Source organism: Euzebyella marina, assembly GCF_003687485.1.
GTDB lineage: Bacteria > Bacteroidota > Bacteroidia > Flavobacteriales > Flavobacteriaceae > Euzebyella > Euzebyella marina.
The window spans coordinates 4,180,228-4,202,660 of the sequence record NZ_CP032050.1 but is presented as its reverse complement, the minus strand read 5'-3'; the positions used below and the strand labels follow the sequence as shown (position 1 = coordinate 4,202,660).

The 22,433-nt window shown below is 39.8% G+C and carries 18 protein-coding genes and 1 tRNA gene; 10 read left to right on the top strand and 9 right to left on the bottom strand.

Annotated elements, in window-relative coordinates; genetic code table 11:
- Positions 1–27 precede the first annotated feature (27 nt).
- Positions 28–1,599 carry a glycoside hydrolase family 32 protein gene (locus D1013_RS18110; RefSeq protein WP_121850166.1) on the top strand — a complete coding sequence of 524 codons (1,572 nt, stop codon included), beginning with the start codon at positions 28–30 and terminating at the stop codon, positions 1,597–1,599.
- On the opposite strand, the gene D1013_RS18105 is transcribed toward D1013_RS18110, so the two are convergent.
- The 3 genes from D1013_RS18105 to D1013_RS18095 all read right to left on the bottom strand — a co-directional run bounded on the left by D1013_RS18105 (position 1,592) and on the right by D1013_RS18095 (position 4,003).
- Positions 1,592–2,893, bottom strand: coding sequence for an ADP-ribosylglycohydrolase family protein (locus D1013_RS18105; RefSeq protein ID WP_121850165.1), 1,302 nt, complete (start codon positions 2,891–2,893; stop codon positions 1,592–1,594). The genes D1013_RS18110 and D1013_RS18105 overlap by 8 nt on opposite strands.
- Positions 2,890–3,864, bottom strand: coding sequence for a phosphotransferase (locus D1013_RS18100; RefSeq protein ID WP_121850794.1), 975 nt, complete (start codon positions 3,862–3,864; stop codon positions 2,890–2,892). The genes D1013_RS18105 and D1013_RS18100 overlap by 4 nt, the downstream gene beginning before the upstream one ends.
- A 66-nt stretch (positions 3,865–3,930) precedes the next feature.
- A tRNA-Phe gene (locus tag D1013_RS18095) sits at positions 3,931–4,003 on the bottom strand.
- 111 nt (positions 4,004–4,114) lie between these two features.
- Between D1013_RS18095 and D1013_RS18090 the strand changes: the two genes are divergently transcribed.
- The 7 genes from D1013_RS18090 to D1013_RS18060 all read left to right on the top strand — a co-directional run bounded on the left by D1013_RS18090 (position 4,115) and on the right by D1013_RS18060 (position 12,097).
- The gene (locus D1013_RS18090) at positions 4,115–4,843 is read left to right on the top strand and encodes a type III pantothenate kinase (protein WP_121850164.1); all 729 of its coding nucleotides are present in this window, start codon (positions 4,115–4,117) and stop codon (positions 4,841–4,843) included.
- On the top strand, positions 4,844–6,127 hold the full coding sequence (locus D1013_RS18085) for a BamG family beta-barrel-assembly machinery protein (RefSeq protein ID WP_121850163.1): 1,284 nt from the start codon (positions 4,844–4,846) through the stop codon (positions 6,125–6,127).
- 240 nt (positions 6,128–6,367) lie between these two features.
- Complete coding sequence (locus D1013_RS18080; protein ID WP_121850162.1) at positions 6,368–7,741, top strand: tetratricopeptide repeat protein; 1,374 nt, start codon at positions 6,368–6,370, stop codon at positions 7,739–7,741.
- Position 7,742: 1 nt separating this feature from the next.
- Entirely contained in the window at positions 7,743–8,336 is a 594-nt protein-coding gene (gene lptC, locus D1013_RS18075) for an LPS export ABC transporter periplasmic protein LptC (protein WP_121850161.1), read from the top strand.
- A gap of 7 nt (positions 8,337–8,343) precedes the next feature.
- Positions 8,344–8,547, top strand: a complete 204-nt coding sequence (locus D1013_RS18070) for a hypothetical protein (protein WP_121850160.1) — start codon at positions 8,344–8,346, stop codon at positions 8,545–8,547.
- Positions 8,548–8,549: 2 nt separating this feature from the next.
- Positions 8,550–9,839: a hemolysin family protein gene (locus D1013_RS18065; protein ID WP_121850159.1), complete on the top strand. Its 1,290-nt coding sequence runs from the start codon at positions 8,550–8,552 to the stop codon at positions 9,837–9,839.
- A 137-nt stretch (positions 9,840–9,976) separates the two neighbouring features.
- Positions 9,977–12,097, top strand: a complete 2,121-nt coding sequence (locus tag D1013_RS18060; RefSeq protein ID WP_121850158.1) for a peptidylprolyl isomerase — start codon at positions 9,977–9,979, stop codon at positions 12,095–12,097.
- Positions 12,098–12,145: 48 nt separating this feature from the next.
- Here the strand turns inward: D1013_RS18060 and D1013_RS18055 are convergent, their stop codons facing one another.
- Together D1013_RS18055 and D1013_RS18050 are read right to left on the bottom strand one after the other, a co-directional pair.
- Positions 12,146–13,114, bottom strand: a complete 969-nt coding sequence (locus D1013_RS18055; RefSeq protein ID WP_225621410.1) for a GYDIA family GHMP kinase — start codon at positions 13,112–13,114, stop codon at positions 12,146–12,148.
- Positions 13,062–14,378 carry a hydroxymethylglutaryl-CoA reductase, degradative gene (locus D1013_RS18050; protein ID WP_121850156.1) on the bottom strand — a complete coding sequence of 439 codons (1,317 nt, stop codon included), beginning with the start codon at positions 14,376–14,378 and terminating at the stop codon, positions 13,062–13,064. The genes D1013_RS18055 and D1013_RS18050 overlap by 53 nt, the downstream gene beginning before the upstream one ends.
- Before the next feature lie 155 nt (positions 14,379–14,533).
- On the opposite strand from D1013_RS18050, the gene D1013_RS18045 reads away from it, so the two are divergent.
- Together D1013_RS18045 and D1013_RS18040 are read left to right on the top strand one after the other, a co-directional pair.
- Positions 14,534–16,762 carry a S9 family peptidase gene (locus tag D1013_RS18045; protein ID WP_121850155.1) on the top strand — a complete coding sequence of 743 codons (2,229 nt, stop codon included), beginning with the start codon at positions 14,534–14,536 and terminating at the stop codon, positions 16,760–16,762.
- A gap of 66 nt (positions 16,763–16,828) precedes the next feature.
- A complete protein-coding gene (locus D1013_RS18040; protein WP_121850154.1) occupies positions 16,829–18,364 on the top strand; it encodes a peptide MFS transporter in 1,536 nt (511 codons plus the stop codon).
- Positions 18,365–18,367: 3 nt separating this feature from the next.
- Here D1013_RS18040 and D1013_RS18035 read toward each other — a convergent pair whose 3' ends face one another.
- Genes D1013_RS18035 through D1013_RS18020 form a run of 4 tightly spaced genes read right to left on the bottom strand, consistent with a single transcriptional unit; the run spans position 18,368 to position 22,421 of the window.
- Positions 18,368–20,386 (bottom strand): ComEC/Rec2 family competence protein, encoded by a 2,019-nt coding sequence (locus D1013_RS18035; RefSeq protein WP_121850153.1) that lies wholly within the window; start codon positions 20,384–20,386, stop codon positions 18,368–18,370.
- A 1-nt stretch (position 20,387) separates the two neighbouring features.
- Positions 20,388–20,942, bottom strand: coding sequence for a C40 family peptidase (locus D1013_RS18030; protein WP_121850152.1), 555 nt, complete (start codon positions 20,940–20,942; stop codon positions 20,388–20,390).
- A gap of 35 nt (positions 20,943–20,977) precedes the next feature.
- Complete coding sequence (lpxB, locus tag D1013_RS18025; protein ID WP_121850151.1) at positions 20,978–22,090, bottom strand: lipid-A-disaccharide synthase; 1,113 nt, start codon at positions 22,088–22,090, stop codon at positions 20,978–20,980.
- A gap of 46 nt (positions 22,091–22,136) precedes the next feature.
- Positions 22,137–22,421, bottom strand: a complete 285-nt coding sequence (locus D1013_RS18020; protein ID WP_121850150.1) for a hypothetical protein — start codon at positions 22,419–22,421, stop codon at positions 22,137–22,139.
- Positions 22,422–22,433 lie beyond the last annotated feature (12 nt).

The window sequence follows — 22,433 nt, the reverse complement described above, 5'->3', positions numbered from 1 at the left end:
AGAAAGGCATAATATTATTCGTCTAACATGTGGGCCAAAACGCTAAACTTACTTTTATTCATCATTGTTCTCGGTGTATCTTCTTGTAAGGAAGAAAGACAAAGGACTTCTGAAAACACTTCAATAAAGAACGTCAATTACATGGAGCCTTATCGGCCTCAATTTCATTTTTCCCCGGATAGTATGTGGATGAACGACCCTAATGGTATGGTCTATCACCAAGGTAAGTATCACCTTTTTTATCAATTTTACCCCGATAGTACCGTTTGGGGGCCGATGCATTGGGGGCATGCCGTGAGTGAAGATTTGCTTCATTGGAAACATAAACCCATTGCTTTATACCCTGATGAGTTAGGTTATATTTTTTCGGGAAGCGCTGTTCTTGATGAAAAGAACAGTTCTGGTTTCGGTACCGAATCAAATCCTCCACTTGTGGCTATTTATACCTATCACGACCCGGAAGGGGAGAAATCTGGCAAAAACAACTTTCAGACCCAAGGCCTGGCTTTTAGTTTGGATAATGGCGAAAGTTGGACTAAGTACCAAGACAATCCTATCATAGCCAATACTGAAGACATACGAGATTTTCGAGATCCAAAAGTTATGTGGCACGAAGAGAGCAGTAGTTGGGTAATGACTTTGGTGGCCGGTGACCATGCCCAGTTTTATAGGTCATTAGACCTGAAAAATTGGGAGTTGTCAGGAGAGTTTGGCAAGCATGTTGGCGCCCATGGCGGAGTTTGGGAGTGTCCTGATCTTTTCAAAATAAAGGTGCAGGGTTCGGATGAAGAAAAATGGGTTCTGCTGATTAGTATCAACCCGGGAGCCCCTAATGGCGGAAGCGGCACTCAATATTTTGTGGGTGATTTTGATGGTAAAACGTTCGTTACCGATCAAATAGAGCATAAGTGGGTCGATTGGGGCACGGATAATTACGCAGGTGTCACCTATAGCAATGCCCCGGAAGAAAAGCGAATATTTTTAGGTTGGATGAGCAACTGGGCCTACGCCCAATCAACACCTACCGATAGATGGCGTAGTGCAATGACAGTACCTAGAGAACTTTCACTTCACAAGGATAAGGATAATGAAGGGTTTGAATTATATGGTTATCCTATCAATCAATTTGATGACATAGTTTCAAAAAAAAGCTCGAAAAGTATCGAGATTGAGCCCGGTGCCAAAGAGGTTGATGATTATGATAACCTCAATCAATCGGAAGTTCGTTTTGAAACCAATTCAAATGAATTTACGATGGAGTTGGGAAACAGTTTGGGAGAAAGTTTGATTTTGGAATTTAAAAAAGATACGCTTCGATTGAACCGATCCAATTCTGGAAAAACAGATTTTGAAAAAGCTTTTGGTGAAATCGTACAAAAGATGCCTATGCCTCATCTCGATTCTATCTTTGAGGTAAGAATGATTTTAGATTGGTCTTCGATAGAGATTTTTATCGATAAAGGTAAATATGTAATGACCTCACAAATCTTTCCCAATGAAAATTATGGTCAGTTGTCATTCGAAAATAAATCCAATCAAATAATGAGTGTTCAAAATTTGGAGGTGAGTGAAGTAAAGCGAACCTGGCCTACTAATTAGTTTGGTTTCGGTTTTCGGTCATCTCTTGAGCAAGTGCTTTCAGGTCGATACCCATGTTTTCTTTATTGACTTTGAGAATTTCGGCTGCTAATTCTTTCGGTAAGTTAGAAAAACCGGTTTTGGCACCTAATATCATTCCTGCCACAGCGGCTACTGTATCATTGTCCCTTCCGTAGTTGACAATGAACTGCATGGTTTTTGCAAAATCGCCACCTCCAAACTGAAGTCCAGTAACGAGTATTTGCCAAATTTCGCCTGAATGAAATGGAATAGCTTTTTGGTTTTTTTCAAGGTATTGGTAAAGTGCTTCTTGAATGAGCCACTCCTTTTTTCCTTCCTGAAATCCGATGGGAGGATTTAAAGATTTTGCATCCATAGTGGTGAGCGAATCATTTGCAAATGTTTCTCTAATGCTGAGAACACTTTTCACCGAGGCATCTGCCACTGAGTAGGCTATTCGCCCTACCAGTCTGCTGTCTTGGTATCCCTCAGGGTCTACAAAAGTAGCCGTATTGATAATCGAATCGATACTCTGGGTTCTCATTGCGACATTGGTCATTGCAGATACCAATGCAGAAATATCTTTAGCATACCCAATATCGAACAAGGAGTGGTCGTAAGCCAGCTCGTATGCTTCTTCGGGTGTATGGGTGGTCAACCCGAACATGGGTGTGTACAATTGGCCGGCACATGACATTTCACCACCATAAAATCGATGGAGTGCTTTTTGGTATTCCTTACTTCCTTTTTTGTATGCCGTGGCCACCCTTGCCCATTCTTTGATCCAATCTATTTTTTCGATTTGTTCATCTAAAAAATCTGTATTAAGGCCCTCGTTATTGTTGGAGAGAGATTTGGTCAAAGAGCTATAATATTCAATAATAAAGTCAATGAAATTTTCGGGTGTCAAATTTTCTTTTCCTTTGGAAATATACTTGACCATGGCCAGCTTCCACCTAGTGTCGTCAGTTGTAGCTCCTGAGTTAAGATTGTTTTCCCAAGTTCCCTCGGGAGATTGAGGTCTTACCGCAGGTGTAAGTGCGGTGATATACCCGTACTTCAATCGAATGTCATCTCTGTGCCACATTTCGGTAGAGGCCCCCATGGCATCGCCAATGGCCGACCCGACCAATGCGCCAAGAACTTTGTCGTAGTATTGATCATCATTTAGTGTGGTAGAGGAAACCTCGTATGATTGTTTTTTCGGGGAGGGAATGGAGAATGTTGAAACTTTTTTTTCTTTACATGATAGCGCACTGATTACTAATAAAAGCAAGAATAATTTTCGAATCATGTGGCCAAGATTAGTTTGCGGGCCTTCTTTAAGAGCTTCGTCTTTTCCTTAAGAGTCCTTTCCATGGGTAATTGGGCTAGACCGATTATACGACGGGCTATTTCGATCCCTGCTACTTGCGACATCAGTTTTACGTCCGCCTTACCTTGGTAACTGGCATGGATTCTGTTCAAATAACTTTTCTTGCCGGTAGCCATTATAATGTGGGCCGCCATAACGCCCAGGTCAAACTCAGGAAAGCCCACAAAACCGAACTCAGGATCGATAATATAGAGGTTCTCTCCTTCGGTCATCCAACTACCAGGGTAATAATCACCATGTATTAATGTATCTCCACTAGAAAGATATTTTTCTCCTACCTCCTCCACAACAGCCCTAATGGTCTTGCTGGTCTTGAAAGGAATCGATAAGTCGTTCAGGCCTTCTTGAATGCTATCCAGGTCTAGTTCGTTTTTCTCTGAAAAGGGAACGACAAAAATGTGTTTGTGATTTAGAAAACGCATTTGAAGGTTTTCAGGAAAGCTGCCTTCGGCTTCGGTCCGGTGCATGAGCCCTAAAATAAAAACCAACCTGTCTAAATGGGAAGCCGCAATATCTTGTTTCTGGTAGATAGACGTCATGTCTTCGCATTGCCCAAGATCTTCAAGAATGAGCAGATGCTCTTCTCGGTCGAAACCCAAAATTTTTGGTATGTGGGCGCTCACAGCGTTTTCGCGAACGGCTTGATAGAAGTTCTTTTCAACAACTATGCGGTCAATGGGTGCTGAAATCTGTTGGTATTTTTGAACGAAAGGTCTTGATTGCTTGAGAATAAATGACTTTTCGTTGGTAATGACGCGCAATACCACGTTCATGTTTCCTTCGCCAGGCTCTTCGATAGACTCGATTTTTTCTCCGGAATTGAGCCAAGAATTGGAAGATAGAAATTTCTCAAGCTCTGGTATAGGGGTTGAAATATCTATTGCTTTCAAAACAAGAGTTTTACGCAATATACTCCCAAAAACAAAAAAATCCTTACGAAAAGTAAGGATTTTTTGTGGTACCTCCAGGAATCGAACCAGGGACACACGGATTTTCAGTCCGTTGCTCTACCAACTGAGCTAAGGTACCAGTGGTTGCCTTTGCAAAGGCGGGTGCAAATATAATTTCAATTTTGCGATATGCAAACAAAATGTGCAAAAAAAGGTAATCTGTTTGATCTGTTTTTTTGACCTTTGTACTATGAACCTAATTATCGATGCCGGCAACACCTCAGTGAAACTCGCTGTGTTTGATAGAAATAACCTTATTTTTTATCAGAATACAGATGCTGAAAGCATGCCAAGATTGGTCAAGGAGATTTGTGATCACTACCCTAAAATTTCACATAGCATTGTTTCTTCCGTTGGTCATTTAGATAAAAAGGTGATTGCCGTAATGGCCGTTTTTTGCACTGTTCATGAATTGACACCATCTTCTAAAACTCCGTATAAAAACTCTTATGCTACCGCCCAGACCTTGGGCGTTGATAGAATGGCTTTGGCAACCGCTGCTTTTTACCATAACCCAAAGGCCAATACGTTAGTGGTCGATGCAGGTACATGCGTGACCTATGAAATGGTCAATGATTACGGCGAATATTTGGGAGGCGCTATTTCTCCCGGTCTTAACATGCGCTACAAATCTTTAAACACCCAAACGGCAAAATTACCCTTGCTGAAACCTAAAATGCCTTTTGATTTTATTGGTAACTCAACCGAGAATAGTATTCATAGCGGTGTGGTTAACGGATTGTGTCATGAAATAGATGGGGTAATCAATCAGTATAAATCAAGGTTCGTAGATTTAACAGTTATTTTAACAGGAGGCGATGCGCCATTTTTGTCAAAACGGTTAAAAAATACCATATTTGCGGATTCCAAATTTCTCCTAAAAGGGTTGAACTATCTGTTGGAATACAACAAGCATTAAATGATCAAAAAAATATATGTTGTTTTAATGTGCCTTGTTGCAGTAGGCGCATACGGACAAGACGGAACGGTTTCGCCGTATTCTTATTTCGGGTTGGGTGAACTAAGTTCAGCGGCAACCGCCGAAAATCAAATGATGGGAGGTATAGCCATGTATGCCGATAGTATTCATGTAAACCTTCAGAACCCTGCCGCTTACAGCAAGCTAGGGGTTAGATTTGGCGAAGATTTTGGTATTACCACTTATACGGCCGGAATTTCACACAAGCAAGTGCGATTGAAAAGTTTTGCTGAAGAGCAAAGCAGTGCGGTTACCAATCTTGAATATCTGTCATTAGGTTTTAGTTTAAAGGAAGGCTTAGGAATTGGATTCGGCGTCATGCCCTATTCTTCGGTCGGCTACAATTTTGTAGCTCAAACTGGTGCCGAGGGTTCTCGAATCATTAATGAATATTCGGGAGAAGGAGGCTTGAACCGTCTGTATCTGTCCGTCGGTTATGAGGTATTTAAAGATTTTAGTGTGGGAGTGTCGGCCAATTATAATTTTGGTACGGTCGAGAGTTTGCGAATTCAAAGTGTTGAAAACGTTCAATACGGCGTGAAGGATGAGCGAACTTCTAAAATTGATGGTATAGATTTAAATTACGCTATTAATTACACGCCTTCAATTGATGATAAACACACTCTTTTTACATCTTTACGCATAAATACACAGGCTAATCTTTCCGCTAGAAACACAAAAAGAATTGGTTCTTTTTCATTATTGACCCAGGCAGATGTAGAGGCAGTTGACGTAAATCTTGATGCGCAAGGTTTAAAGGAGACGGGGGTTAAAATACCCACCACTGCTACGGTGGGTCTTGGTTATGGTCAGAACATGAAATGGTTCTTAGGCCTTGAATACAGCTATCAGCAGCTAAGCGATTATTCAAATGTTTTTCTCGAAATAGACAACTTGGTCTATGGTGACGCAAGTACTTTGGCTTTGGGAGGTTTCTATATTCCTAATAGTAGTTCTTTTGAAAGCTACTTGAGTAGGGTAACTTATCGTGCCGGGGTGCGGCTTGATAAGACTGGAATGCTCATCAATGATAAAGAGGTTAATGACTTTGGCATAACTTTTGGATTAGGACTTCCGCTTAAGGGCTATTCCAACCTTAATCTTGGCTTTGAGGTAGGTCGTAGAGGTACCACATCGGCCGATTTAATAGAAGAAAGCTATTTTAAGGTTAATGTTGGTTTATCGCTAAATGATATCTGGTTCCGTAAGCGTAAAATTAATTAAAGGCGTAACCTTTGATTTTTTGATAAAAAATTGCCCAAAAATTTTAGAATGTTTAAAATCAGGTGTCAAATCGACACGATTAGGGTTAAATTCTAAGTTTCAAAGGGTTCGCTTGGTAAAAAATTAGTACATTAACCCCCTCAAAATCGGAAACCAAAAACGCAAGACGTCAATACAAAACGAACCGAGATTTATGACGAAAGGTGTTTGACTTTTTGAAAAACAAATAAAATTGAACAAATGAAAACTAAAATTTACCTCTCTGCAATCATGCTTTTCGGCTTCATTGTTTCAAGCAATGCCCAAGCCCAAAACCCAGAATGTATGACCAATCTTTCCATTTATGCGGAACATGCTAAAGTTAAAAACTATGAGGCTGCATATACACCTTGGAAAATGGTTTATGATAATTGTCCTGATATCAATAAGGCCAATTTCTCTTTGGGTGAAAAGATTTTGCAAGACAAAATCGAGAAGTCTTCAGGCGCAGAGAAAGATGGTTTTATAAAAGACTTAATGGGTCTTTATGATAACAGTGCAAAGTATTTTCCAAAAAGATATACGCCATCTGTTGTGGCTATAGACAAAGCACTTTTGATGTATGAAAACAAAATGGGCTCCGATGAGGAGATTTATTCCATGTTGGATGCTGCTTTCAAACAAGATCCAAAGAACTTTAAAAATCCAAGAGCACTTTACCTTTATTTTTCTAGCTTGGTAGACCTTCATAAAGGTGGTAGTAAAGACCTTCAAGAAGTATTTGATGTTTACGACAACGTAACCGATAAAATTGAAGAAGAAAACCAGAAGTTGACCGGCGTGGTTACTCAACTGTTGCCAAAAGATTCTACAGGTACTATCACTTCTAAAGAAAAGAGACAATTGAAGGTGGCTACCATCAACTCTGAATCTTACGGTAAAATTGCCGGTAGTGTAGATTCTAAATTGGGTGCTTTGGCTGATTGTGAAAACTTGATTCCTTTATATGAAAAGAGTTTTGAAGAGAAGAAGGGGGATGTAACTTGGGTAAAAAGAGCAGTAGGTAGAATGTTCAACAAAGAATGTACCGATGACCCTCTTTTCCAAAAGTTGTTCGAGGCGCAGTTAGCGCTTGAGCCTTCAGCAAGTGCTTACGTATATGGTGGTACTTTAAAAATGAAAAATGGTGACTCAAATGGGGCATTGGCCGATTTTGATAAGGCTATGAGTATGGAGACCGATGCTATCAAAAAATCGGATATTGCTTATAAGGTTGCTGTTATTAACAAGAGAAAAGGAAGCAAATCAACTGCAAGAAAGTATGCTCAACAAGCTATCAATTCTAATAAAGCGAATGGTAAGGCTTATTTGTTGATTGCTAACCTTTATGCTACAAGTGCTAATGATTGTGGTAGCACTCCTTTTGAAAAACGTGCTATTTACTGGAAAGCTGCTGATATGGCCCGTCAAGCAGGTCGTGTAGACCCTGCCTTAGGTTCTCAGGCCAACCAGGCTGCTGCGAGCTATTCGGCAAAAGCACCTTCTAAAACTGACATCTTTAACTCAGGTATGGCCGGCAAGACAGTTACTTTCAGCTGTTGGGTTGGTGGTAGTGTAAAGGTGCCTAGTCTATAAGATGACACAAAGTTCACGATATAATTTTTATGGTATTGCCATGGTTTTGACCATGGCAATACTTTTTTTGTCTTGTAAAGACAATTATAAAAGGTCTGGTGCTGAAAAGCTACCTTTGGTCTATCCAATGTTCATAGCTGAGAATTTTGATATGACCTATACCATGACCCGTGAACAATTGAATTCTGAAGATAGTGCCTCTTCTAGGGTCATTGCAGTTTTAAATAGCCCTTTAAACCATAATTTCGAAAATTTAACGTTTCCGTACCAGAAGTTTCCAGAAGGGCTTGTTATTGATTTTTTTAACGAGAACGGAGACAAGAGTATTATAAAGGCCGATTTCGGAATTATTTATGCCGCTACAAATGTTATAGATTTGCAGGGCAATGTGGTTATTGAAAGTCATGATGGTAAAAAGCTTGAGACAAGCCAACTCTATTGGGATCAAGACCACGATTGGATTTTTACGCAAGAAAAATTTAAGTTTACAAATCCTGAAGACGGCACCGTGATGGACGGGGAAGGAATGGATTTTAATAAAGATATTAGTGTTCTTAACGCCCATAGAACATTTGGTCTTATGACAATTAAGTAACAGGCAAATGATTAAAATTTTACGGTATACAGAGTATTTATATTTAGCGGTCTGCTTTTTTTCGCTCTATCGTATTTTTACCGATTGGAATACCGACCGACAAAGTGCTTATTTGTTCATCTTCTTTGCTGTTGTTTCTATCGGTATGTTTTTGTTCAGAAGAAACTACCGAAAGAAATTTGAACAGCGAAATAGTGATAACCAGCGGTAATTTTGGAAACTGCGATTACAATTATCATCATTTCACTTCTATTCTCTGCATTCTTTTCCGGAATGGAGATAGCCTTCATTTCGGCTAATAAAATCCATATTGAAATAGAGAAGAAGCAAGAAGGTGTTTTGGCCAAAGTGTTGACACGCCTTACCAAAAAGCCTTCGAAATTCATAGCAACGATGCTTATTGGTAACAATATTGCGTTGGTTATTTATGGGTTTTTTATGGGTGACCTGCTCATGCGCTGGTTTGAGGGCATGTTACCGGTCGATAATGAATTCTTAAAGGTGGTATTGGTCGATTTTAGTCTTTTGACCCAAACAATAATATCAACCTTGATAATCTTGTTTACGGCTGAGTTTCTGCCAAAAGTGCTGTTTCAAATTTATTCCAATACGCTTCTAAAGGTGTTGGCAGTTCCGGCCTATTTGTTTTACGTAGTCTTTTCCTTTATATCAGATTTTGTCATTTGGGTTTCCGATTTGATTCTTAAGACGTTTTTCAAAACGGATGGTGATGAAGTGCAACTTTCATTTACCAAGCTAGAATTGGGCGACTACATCAATGAGCAAATGGAAACGGTCAATGAAGAAGACGAGGTAGATTCTGAAATACAGATTTTTCAAAATGCCTTGGAGTTTGCCGAGGTAAAAGCAAGGGAGGTAATGGTTCCTCGTACCGAAATAACGGCTGTTGAACTTCATGAGACCCCAAAAAATTTGACCAAGCTTTTCACCGAAACGGGTTATTCTAAAATTTTGGTCTATAAAGACACGATTGATAATATCATTGGGTATGTGCATTCTTATGAGCTTTTTAAAAAGCCAAAGACTATCAAGAGTATTCTGCTACCTGTAGAATATGTGCCAGAGACTATGCTAATTCAAGACATACTTAACGTACTAACTAAAAAGAGAAAGAGTATAGCGGTGGTGTTAGATGAATATGGGGGTACTTCAGGTTTGATGACCGTTGAAGATATTGTTGAAGAGCTCTTTGGCGAGATAGAAGATGAGCATGATACCACTGACCTGATTGAAGAACAATTGGAAGATGGTAGTTTTAAATTCTCTGCTAGGCTTGAGGTTGATTACATCAACGAAACTTACAAATTAGAGTTGCCTAAAAGCGATGAGTACGAAACAGTCGGGGGGTTGATAGTCAATGAAAAAGGTGAAATACCCGAGAAAGATTCTGAAATTCAAATAGAGAATTTTTTGTTTAAAATCATTGAAGTGTCAAACACTAAAATTGACCTATTGACAGTAAAGTTGATTGAAAAAGATTGATTGTAGTTGCCATATTATTCTTCTCAATTTCTAACAGTGGCTAACACGAAATCATGAACCTGATGCCGTGGGCTTTAAAGTCTTTAATATTTCAAAAGAAAATACTAATTTCGCACACTGATTTAAAAACTCCTTAAATGGCAATTTTAGAGAATATAAGAAAACGTACGACCGTTTTAATTCTTATCATAGGTTTGGCGTTGTTCGCTTTTGTGATTTCCGGTGTATTTACCAATAACGGCCTAGGTGGCGGAAAGGTAGGTTCAAGCATTGCGGAAGTAAACGGTGAAGATATTTCGATTGACGAGTTTCGTCAAAAAGTAGATATCGCTTCCCGAAGATCGGGGCCTAACGTTTCAACAATGCAAACGGTAAATCAGGTTTATGATCAAGAGGTACGAAATGCCATTTTAGGTCAGCAGCTTGAAGATTTAGGTATTGATATCGAGCAGGATCAAATCCTTAATTACATAGGCTCAATGCCGGGCTACTCCCAAAGTCCTCAGTTTTTAAATGAGAATGGAGTTTTTGATCAGAATAAATTCCGTGAGTTCATTGCAGATCTTAAGATTAACAATCCTGCCCAGTATGAGCTTTGGTTGCAAGATGAGAAATCAATTATCGAGAGCGCTAAGCAACAAGCTTATTTTAATCTGATTAAGGCTGGTGTAGGTGCAACTTTGAAAGAAGGTGAGCTTGACTACAAATTGGCGAACAATAAGATGGATATCAAGTATGTTCGTATACCTTTTACCTCAATAGCCGATAGTACGGTAGCGGTTTCAAAAAGCGAGATACAATCATATATTAACGAGCACAAAGAAGAGTTCAAGCAAGAACCTGCACGTGACATTCAATTCGTTTACTTTGAAGAGAAGCCATCTGCTGAAGATGAGAAAGAGGTTGAAGATGCTGTCACCAAATTGTTAGATGACACTATTGAATATAATGCACAGACAGACCGTAACGATACTTTAAAAGGTTTTCGGTCAACTGATGATATGGCCGCTTACTTGGACCGTAACTCAGATATTAAGTTCGATACCATCTATAAGGCAAAAAATCAATTGTCTGCTAGAGTTTCCGATACGCTGTCTACACTTCAAGTAGGTGAGGTTTATGGTCCTTATCGTGATGGAGATTTCTTTAAGATTTCTAAAATGATGGGAAGAAAGGCTAACGGTTCGGTTAAGGCCAGCCATATTTTAATTGCTTATGAAGGTGCCGAAAGAGCTAACCCTGATGTGACCCGCACTAAAGAGGAAGCTGAGCAGGAAGCAAAGCGATTACTTCGTGAGGTTAAAAAATCGGATGTAAAATTCGTTGAATTGGCTCGTGACAATTCTGATGGCCCCTCGGCGCCTAACGGTGGCGACTTGGGTTATTTTGTTGAAGGAACTATGGTTCCATCTTTCAATGACTTCGCATTTCAAAATAACGTAGGCAGCATTGGAATGGTTGAGACTGATTTTGGCTTCCACGTTATTAAAATCGATGATAAGCGTGATTTATTTCAAGTAGCCACTTTGGCCCGTGAAATAGAACCATCTGAAGAAACGGTTAATACCTTATTCACCGATGCAACCAAATTTGAGATGTCGACCATTTCCGGAGAAAAGGCTTTTACAGATTTGGCTAAAGAATCACAATACGCGGTTCGTCCGGTTAATAAAATCAATGCGGTTGACGAAAACTTGCCAGGGCTATCGTCTCAGCGCAGTATCGTTCAATGGGCCTTTAACCAAGAAACGAACGTTGGTGATATCAGAAGATTTGATTTGCCGGAAGGTTACGCGGTTGTTCAATTGACCAAGAAATACGAAAAGGGCTTGATGTCGGTAGAAGATGCCTCACCTACTGTTTTGCCAATTTTGAGAAAAGAGCGTAAAACAGCTCAGATTATTTCAGCAAATAAAGGCAAGTCGCTAGATGATTTGGCCAAGGATAATAATGTAAGTGTTTCTACGGCTACGGCCTTGAACGTGAAATCTCCAACAATTCCTGGGGCCGGGGCCGAACCCGCGGTGGTCGGTACGGCTTATACGATGTCTGAAGGAGAAACTTCAGGTTTGATTGAAGGCAATACGGGCGTTTTCATGTTGACGGTTACCAAGAAGACCGAAGGACCTCAATTGGATAACTATAGTACTTATGCCAACTCATTAAAGACAATAAGAGAGGGTAGAGTTAATAGTGACGTTTATGATGCTCTAAAGGAGGACTCAGAAGTTGAGGACAACCGTTCTATTTTCTATTAGACTATTATTGATATAAAGAATTAAAAAGGCCCGCTAGAGGGCCTTTTTTTATATTACCATTTGTTGGTAAGGTAAAACCGTATTAAATCCCTTGTTCTTGAAATAATCTGGTGTGCCGGCATCCCCTGTAGCCAAAATAAAATCACCGCCCCAGGCTCCTAAACTTTTAATACATCCTCCGGTGTAATCATTGAATAATCTATTTTTTACCTTCGGCATATCGATGGCCTTGGCAATGATATCTTCATGTTCCGTAATAAGGTTTTCGAAATGTTGAAGTTCTCGACAATCAATTATTTCCTCGGTTAACTCCGTTATTCTTTTAAGCATCGATGCCTTTCCAGATTTTAAGTTCTTATATCTGGCAATACCATCCCTACTATTCTGCTTCCTCTCTAAGTATACGAGATATATGTTCTCGGAAAAAGGTGGATTGAAATCGACTTTCTCAATTAAAGGTTTATTACGGTCGATGCTATAAGTTATGGCTCCATCATTCTGCGCGCAGGCAATGTCATAACCACTCCCGGAAAAGCCGTTCCATAGCAATTGAAAGGCATCTACCCCGGCCCAAGAAGCAATGTTGTTAATTAACGTTGATGAAGAACCTAATCCCCAATCTTTTTGAAATTCCAGGTAGGTTTCAACACGGTAACCTTTTTCTTCCGATAGAAATTCGGGGTTCAGTTTAATGGCTTCCCGTAGCAATTTTAGCAACGTATGTAAGACAGGATTTTCTTCTTTAGATATTTCTGATTCTCGAAGCTTTTCAATGGTTATTTCCTTTTCGAACCACAAATTTCCCTGATGGTCAAAACTCTTCCATTCAATCAAAGATTTTTTTAACGGGGAGACTCTCAAAGATTGACCCAATTTTGTTGGTACGGCTAAACATTTGGCACCATCCAAAACGGCGTATTCAGCGGTCAGTAATAGCTTGCCATGACTGTAGTACTCGACCATTCTAATTTCTGATTTTTTCAAAAGCCTCCACCACGGCATTGTGCGTAGCTGCATGGGTTTTAAAATAGTCTACTAAAGTGTTTTTTTCACTATCGGTGGCACCCAATTGATTAAGAATGTTCAAAAGGTGCATCTTCATATGGCCTTCTTGAATTCCTGTGGTAACCAATGAACGTACAGCTGCAAAGTTTTGGGCAAGACCGGCAACGGCAACTATCTGCATTAGTTCCGATGCGGATGGTTTACCCAATATTTCTAGACCCAACTTAACTAAAGGGTGAAGACTGGTGAGCCCACCAACAGTTCCTAGGGCAAGGGGCAGCTCTATCGAAAAGCTGAAAATATCGTCTTCGATTTTGGCATCGGTTAAGCTACTATAATTACCGTTTTTAGAGGCGTATGCGTGTGCGGCCGCTTCAATGGCCCTGAAATCGTTACCTGTCGCCAAGACCACGGCATCTATTCCGTTCATTATACCCTTATTGTGGGTTACCGCCCTAAAAGGTTCGATTTTGGCAATTTCAACCGCTCTTACCATTTTCTTGGCAAATTCGTGAGGAGATAATCGATGATCAATATTCATTTGAGATACTGGGCAACTCACTTCGGCCCGCACTAGGCAATCAGGAACATAATTAGAGAGAATACTCATGACCACTTCAATGTGCCTTTCGTCAGCTGCAAATGATCCGTATTGAGCAGCTTCATTTTCGAGGGTTTGGGCGAAGCTTTCTAGGCATGAGTTAATAAAATTAGCACCCATGGCATCCAATGTCTCAAACGTACAGTGTAGCTGGTAGTAATCTTTTAGTTCATCTGTCTTGTCGCGTAATTCTATACTTGTGATTCCCCCTCCACGTTTTTCCATATTTCGTGTAATCGAAGAGGCATTTTCAATAAGCTTGGGCCGCAGGTCTTCAATAAATCGGGAAAGTTTTTCAAATTTCCCTTTAAAAATAAAATGAACCTGACCGACCTTCTCAGTGCCAATAATTTTAGTTTTGAACCCTCCGCGTTTTAACCAAAATTTTGCCGCTTTGCTAGCCGCCGCGACAACCGAACTTTCTTCAATCGCCATGGGTATGGCATAAAGTTTGTCGTTGATTAAAAAATTGGGTGCAATACCAAAAGGGAGATAGTAATTGGTAACGGTGTTCTCGATAAACTCGTCATGTAGTTGTTGCACTTTGGTATCGGGGTTCCAATAAAGTTGAAGAAGTTTCTTTGCAGATTCAGAATCTTCTGTGTAATTGGTAGTTAGCCAATCAATCTTTTGTTCTTTGGTCAGTTTCGAGAAACCCTCTACTGGCTTATTCATAAAGTATGGTGTCTTGGGGCAAAGATAACGATTAAGGTGAATTTGCTCGTTGCCCGATTATATGGGCTTTCAGAAGCTCTTTTTAGCGATTAAAGTTTAATTTTTTGTAAAATTATCACTAAACTTGGGCGATTTATTATCATTTATAACAAGCTATGCAAAAGTACATTTCAGTTCTGTTTTTTCTTATGGTATTTATGGCTATCGGACAGAAAAAACAAATTACCGTTGAAGGAGTTTTCGCTAATGAATTTAGAACCGAGGGCCTAGATGCTCTAAGGTCGATGAAGAACGGCAAACAATACACGGTTCTTAATCGCGATTATAAAACTGGTAGAACGACTATTGATAAATATGATTATACCACACAGAAAAAAGTAGAAACCATTGTTGATTCTCAAAACTTAGATGCTTTAAAAGAATTTTCGGCATATGAGTTCAACGAAGACGAATCGAAGATACTTTTGGCTACAGAGATCGATCCTATTTACAGGCATTCTTTTTTGGCGAATTACTACGTCTACGATGTAAAGACAAAAAGTGTGATAAAAGTCTCTGAGGGAAAGATTCAAGAGCCCTCCTTGTCGCCCAATGGTACAAAAGTGGCTTATGTTCACGACAATAACCTATTTATTTTTGACTTAAATTCAGAAACCACAGAACAGGTTACGACCGATGGGGTTAAGAACAAAATTATAAATGGAATTACCGATTGGGTGTATGAAGAAGAATTTGCTTTTGTTCGTGCATTCGCATGGAATGCTGACGGAAGTAAAATAGCCTTTCTTCGATTCGATGAAGAAGAGGTGCCTCAATTCTCTATGGATGTTTTTGGTACGGGACTTTATCCGACTCAAGAAGTTTTTAAATATCCAAAGGCAGGAGAAAATAACGCCGAAGTAACGCTGCACATGCTTGATGTCGCTTCAGGAGACATATCAAAGGTTGATTTAGGAAACCCTTATTATATACCACGAATTAAATGGATGAACAATGCCAATTACCTGAGCGTACAGACCATTAATCGACATCAGAACCATCTAAAATTACTTTCGGTAAACGCTAAAGATAACTCGGTAAATGTCTTGCTTGAAGAGAAAGATGATGCCTATATCGATATTATTGATAATTTGACATTTCTGGCAGACGATAGTTTTATCTGGACGAGTGAAACAGACGGTTACAACCATATTTATCTCTATGACCAAGACGGTAATTTAATGAACCAGGTAACCAAAGGACCTTGGGAGGTTACCAATTACTACGGTTATGACCAAAACGAAGATAGGGTTTACTATCAGTCAACCGAAAACGGGTCGATTAATAGGGGAGTCTATAGTGTGGCAAGTAATGGGAAAAACAAAAAGGCACTGGCCACAGGAGAAGGAACCAATTCCGCAGCTTTTAGTGCAGACTTCACCTATTTTATATTGACCTATTCAAATGCTACAACACCACCTATTTATACCTTGCATAAAGCCTTGAACGGTAAGGAAATCAAAGAGATAAAAAATAACGATGCCCTTATTGATAAATTGAAGGGGTATGAGCTGAGTGCCAAAGAGTTTTCGACTATTCAAATCAATGGTAATGAGTTGAACATGTATATGATCAAACCGAAAGATTTTGACCCCTCCAAGAAGTACCCATTACTCATGTACCAATATAGTGGTCCCGGATCACAACAGGTGTCCAATAGCTGGATGGGCTATAGAGATTACTGGCATCAGCAGTTAGCCTCTGAAGGCTATGTTATTGCTTGTGTCGATGGTAGGGGGACCGGTTTTAAGGGAGCTGACTTTAAAAAATCTACCTATCTCAACTTAGTGAAATATGAAACGGAAGATCAAATTGCCGCGGCAAAGAAGTTAAGCGAACTTTCTTTTATCGATGAGAACAGAACAGGTATTTGGGGATGGAGTTTTGGAGGTCATATGGCTACCAACAGTCTTTTGAAAGGTAGCGAGGTCTTCGAAACGGCTATAGCCGTTGCCCCTGTTACTTCATGGAGGTTTTATGATACCATCTATACGGAAAGGTTTATGCGCACTCCTCAAGAAAATCCTGATGGGTACGACGATAATTCACCGCTTAACTATCCTGAACTTTTGCAGGGCGATTTTCTATTGATTCACGGTTCTGGCGATGACAATGTGCATGCGCAACATTCCATGAGAATGGCGGAAGCCCTGATTCAGGCCAATAAACAATTCGACTGGGCTATCTATCCCGATAAAAACCATGGTATATATGGCGGAAATACGAGAGTTCACCTCTTCAATAAAATGACCAATTTCTTGAACGAAAACCTGAGAGACAGAAAGGCAGAAGGTAATCTCGATACCAAAGAACAACAAAGTATAGACGCTCAAATAAAGGGTTAGTACTTTTTGATATCTTCCAGGGAATAGCGAGTAATGAAAACCGGACCAATAACTTAAAATATATATATGGAAACCAAACACGAATTTATGGAGCAGCAGCAAATGTTCGGCCACCCAAAGGGCCTTTTCTATCTGTTCTTTGCAGAACTCTGGGAACGGTTCAGCTTTTATGGAATGCGGGCGCTATTGACACTCTACATGGTAGACGTCATATTTGCCGCTTTGGCCGAAAGAGACTTTGCTACCGCGGCCGTTTATTCGTCCTATGGTTCTTTGGTATATGCTTCTACGGTCATCGGAGGTAGAATTTCCGATACCATATTAGGAATGCGTAATTCCATTTTTCTAGGTGGTATTCTTATGTCGATAGGGCATTTCGTTTTGGCTATTGAACATAATATTACTTTCTTTTTGGCCTTGTCATTGATTATTGTTGGCAATGGCTTTTTTAAACCCAATATATCAACGTTTGTAGGTACTCTTTACCCTGAAGGCGACCCGAAAAAAGATTCCGGGTTTACGATATTCTATATGGGTATTAATATCGGTGGGTGGATCGCACCCTTACTATGTGGTTGGTTGGCTGTTGAATATGGATGGCATTACGGTTTTGGCCTCGCGGGTATAGGTATGCTTACAGGACTTATCTTCTTCTGGAGAGGTATAAAAAAGAATGTTTTTGGTGATAGGGGCCTTCCGCCAAATGAACACGTTCTTGATAAAAAGGTAGGAGGGATTAAACAAGGCATTTTAGTGCCACTGCTTGCCGTTATTGCAGCACCCATCATTGCTTATCTTTTGTCGGCTTATCAACCGTTAGGTACCGAAGGTTCTTTCTTTGAGGATCAGAATATCGTAAATGTCATTTTTAAGCTTATAGGTATTGCCATTTTAATATACTTGGGCTATATCATGTATCAGGCAAATGCCGATGAGCGAAAAAAGCTGTTCGTAGCGGTGTTGATTACCTTTTTTATGACCATTTTTTGGGGCTTTCACGAGCTTTCAGGAAGTGTCATTACCTTATTTGCTTCCCGCAACGTCGATTTAGATGGTATAATGACCGCCGCTCAGACCAACTCTTTAAACTCTATGTTCATCATCATATTGGCCATACCCATATCGCTGATGTGGACCTATCTTAGCAAGCGTAACCTTAATCCAAGAACACCTTATAAGTTTGGTTTGGGGCTAGTTTTTGCCGGTATCAGTTTTTATGCTTTGGCCATTAGCTCGGGCAGTGCCAACGAAAGTGGTTTTGTGCCTTTTAGCTATTTATTACTTATGTATTTCTTACTTTCGGTAGGTGAGTTATTTATGTCGCCAGTCGGCCTTTCAAAAATAACCGACCTTTCACCAAAACGCATTGTTGCCTTTATGATGGGCGTATGGTTTTTATCATCGGCATTTGCTTTTCAAGTAGTTGGTTTTATAGGTAAACAATTGGCCATAGAAAGCACCGATAAGAACGTAGGCGGTTTCGAAACTTTAACGATATACACCGATGGCTTCGAATTAATTGCTAAATATGCCCTTGGGGCCGGAGTCATTGTTTTGTTGGCTTCCCCTTTGATCAAGCGGTTAATGGGTAAGGTACACTAAGAATTAGTTACTGTGTCCGAAAAAATAGGCTCCCTTTTCGCCTGTGTAGTAAAAAGGGATTTTTCTTTTTCTACACGTAGCTTTCCACTGATTTACATAGCTTCTATAATTACTGCCATCTGCAATGATTATATGAGGCTTGATTGAGTCAATAAGCCTATTTAAATTTATTTTTGGTGATTGAGTTAGTATGAGATAGTCACTTGATTTTTTGTGAGGAGGTTTTACACCTGTACTATCAATAAAAAATAAATGTTGGTCTTTCCATTGATAAGTGTTTTTCAAGAGCTTTGGTTTGACCTCGTCAATATGCTCCGCCACTTTGTAAGTGTTGACCAACCTCTTTTCATACAAACTATCTTTTGATAAAATTGTCAATTGATTGCCAAGGTGGTGTACTAAGAGTGTATTCTTTGTTTGGTGGGCCAGAAATAGTACCTCCTTTTGCTTTAGCTGAATTTTGTTATAAATCATCCAACTCTGAAAGCAGATAAGAACAAAGGCAAAAGGCAAGACTTTTTTAAAAGTGGGTCGGGTAAGAAATAGTATAAAAGTGATTATACATAAATAAGCAAGGATTAATTGGGCCAAACCAAAGGGAATATCCCTAAATATAAATTCTTCTTGTTGTGCCACCCATTCCACAATCAGGTTCATATACTTGATGATATGATCATAGATAGTTATGAGCCAATTAGGCAACAATTGAATATTGGCCAATATGATGACCACAATTCCAAGAGCAAGTATAACTCCTAGAAGGGGTACAATTACCAAATTCGATATAAAGAATAGCGAGGGAAATTGATGAAAGTAGTAAAGACTTACGGGTAACACCCCTAGTTGAGCAGCTATGCTGACCGAAAGCAATTGCCAGAAATAACGTAGAATTTTATTTTTCGGATGATATAACTTTTGGAGAAGGGGATAAATCCAAATAATAGAAAAGACCGCGGCATAGCTCATTTGAAAGCCTACTTGAAAAAGTAATCTGGGGTTGATGACCAAAAGTATGGCAAACATCGAAAGCGCAAGAATATTAAAATTGTTACTAGGCCGGTTGAGATGCTGGGCATAAGCTAAAAAAGAAAACATGGTTACGGCCCGCACAACGGAGGCCGAAAACCCTGCGAGCAGGGCAAAACCCCAGAGTAGCAAAATTATTAAAATCGTTTTGACAGTTTTGCCTTTTCGGAATCTCTCTAAGGGTCGAAGAATAAATTGCAATATTAGAAGCAGAATGCCTATGTGTAGGCCTGAGACTGCTAAAATATGAACAGCGCCTGCATCTTTGTAATTAGAATAAGTGTCCTCAGAAATATCAGCTCTCTGCCCCAGTAAAAGGGCTTGAATAATGCTTAATTCATCTGAACCGAAATGAGCGGCTTTTAAATTGGTGATAATCGTATTTCGAATATGTGAGGCAAGCCCATATATAGTTTTTGAACTATTTGTTTTTAAGATGTAATTGCCATCGGATAACGTTAATTGGTCGCTAATACCATGACTGTACATGTATTTGCTGTAGTCGAATTGATGAGGGTTCAAGGGACTTGGAATTTTTCTTTCCTTACCAAACGCAACCAGCTCGTCATCTACATTTAAAAGGTGAACCGAATCTTTCGGGCCGCTAAGTAAAATTTTTCCGGAAGAAGGGGTCTGATTAACCGCTATAACTTTTGCCAAGTATCGATACGAAAAGGCCGTAGGCTTCATTTCTTCGACTATCTTAAGTTGATAGTTATTGTCGCTTTTGGAGACATACTTTGAATAGTGATTCGGTCTGTTTTCCCGATGGTTGAGCGCTATTGCTAAAGCTCCGATACCAATGGTAGTAAAAGCCATGCCAATACCGAAGAAGATAGAATTCTTTTCTGGTTTGAATAGCAGGGCGGTTAGAACCAAGAATACGAACGTAACTGTTGTTGCACCTTCTGTGGGAAGGTTGAAATACTCCCCAAGTAAAATTCCAATGATTAAAAAGAGAGTAAGTTTTATGGGCACGGAGCGTAAAAGACGCATCTTAAAGTATCCTAGTGGCCTTTACGAAAGCGCTATTCCAATAGCCTTCTCTCAATGAGCTTACAATAACACCGCGCGAAGAAGAGGCGTGTACGAATTTAATTTCATCATTTTCTACAGCTACCACCATGCCAACATGATTGATGCGCTTGGCCCGTCTACTTGTTCTAAAAAAGAGCAGATCACCTTTTTCTACTTCCCTGATCTTGATGTTTTGGCCTTCTTCGGCCATATGATAAGAGGTTCTCGGTAATTTGATGTCATTTTCACCAAAAGCCACGTAAAGTAACCCTGAGCAGTCCATACCCTTTTTAGTGGTTCCTCCGAATTTATATCTTACCCCACTGTAGCGTAGCGCTGATTTTATTATATCATCGGCAACGGAATTCTTCTTGCTGAACGGTTTTTTTGGCGAGGGAAGATTATTATCGTCATTCTTATCGGAATTGGCCGATACAGAGACCCTGCGGGGCTCGTTTGCTCGGGCTTTCCTCTTTTTGGAAGAGCCACAGCTGACAATCAATAATATGCTTAATAAGTAGAGAAGTTTGCGCATGCCCAAGTGTTGCTTATATCACTTGGATATCAAATTTAAGCATTTTCCACAATACGTGCGGCCGCATTCTCACTAGCACCTTGTCCACCCAACTTCTTCTGTAATAGTGAGTAAGCCTGTAGCTGTTCTTCACGATAGCTTCCACTTAGAATTTTAGATAGTTCTTTTTCCAGTTTTTTCGAAGTCAGTTCGGTTTGAATCAATTCTTTAACGACCTCTTTATTCATGATCAAATTGACCAATGAGATATATTTTAGAGTGATAATTCGCTTAGCTATTTGATAAGATAGCCAATTGGCCTTATAACATACTACTTGCGGAACTTTAAAAAGTGCGGTTTCCAACGTAGCGGTGCCGCTGGTTACCAATGCGGCATGGGATAGACTTAGTAAATCATACGTTTTATTGACGACAAAGCCTACCTGGGGCTTTTTTAAGAAGGGAGCATAAAACTCCTTGTCAAGACTTGGTGCCCCGGCTATTACAAACTCATATTGTTGAAACTTATCTACAATGCTTAACATTACTGTGAGCATTTTTTCAACCTCTTGCTTTCGGCTTCCTGGTAATAAAGCTATAATCGGTTTATGGGCGTCTAGACCGTTTTCGCTTCTGAATCTTTGGTCGTCAATAGGCTTTCTTTCTCCAATGGCATCTATAAGCGGGTGACCAACAAATGTTACCGGATAATTATGTTTCTTTTCGTAAAAGTCTTTTTCAAAGGGTAGTATAACATACATGTCATCAATATCCCTTTTAATGTCATTGATACGACCTTCTCGAGAAGCCCAAATTTGGGGTGAAATATAGTAGGTGGTTTTGTAACCTTTCTCTTTGGCCCATTTGGCAATTCGAAGGTTGAACCCTGAATAGTCGATAAAAATGATTACATCTGGCTGAAAAGCACCAATATCATTCTTGCAGTATTTGATGGCCTTTGAAATCGTGCCCAAATTCATGACTACTTCAAGAAAGCCCATGAAGGCCATCTCTTTATAGTGTTTGGCAAGAACGCCGCCGGCCTGCTGCATAAGGTCGCCTCCCCAACATCTTACCTTTGCATCATGATCTTTTGTCTTCAGGGCCTTGATGAGGTTTGAGCCGTGTAGGTCGCCAGAGGCCTCTCCTGCAATAATGTAATATTTCATGGGTCGATATCTTGAATTTTAGAAGGGGAACGCTAACTACTATCGATTAAAATACCTTGTAGTAAAGTATGACCATTGCGGTCAAGATGGTAGCGATAAGAACGCCTTTGGCCCTTTGATCCCTTCTGATTTTAAGAAAACCAAAAAAAGCAAAAAGGTTGAGAATCGCGCCAAGTGCCAAAAGACTGCCCACGTGCTCTTGTTCTACAGCTGCCTCGTAGGTTTCTACGATACCTAAATCTGAAAACAACAAAATGTATAGCAATGTGCCTATAATATTGGCAATGACCCCTACTAAAAATCCTATTAATAACTCCTTTCTTGTATTCATATGGTTTGGTTG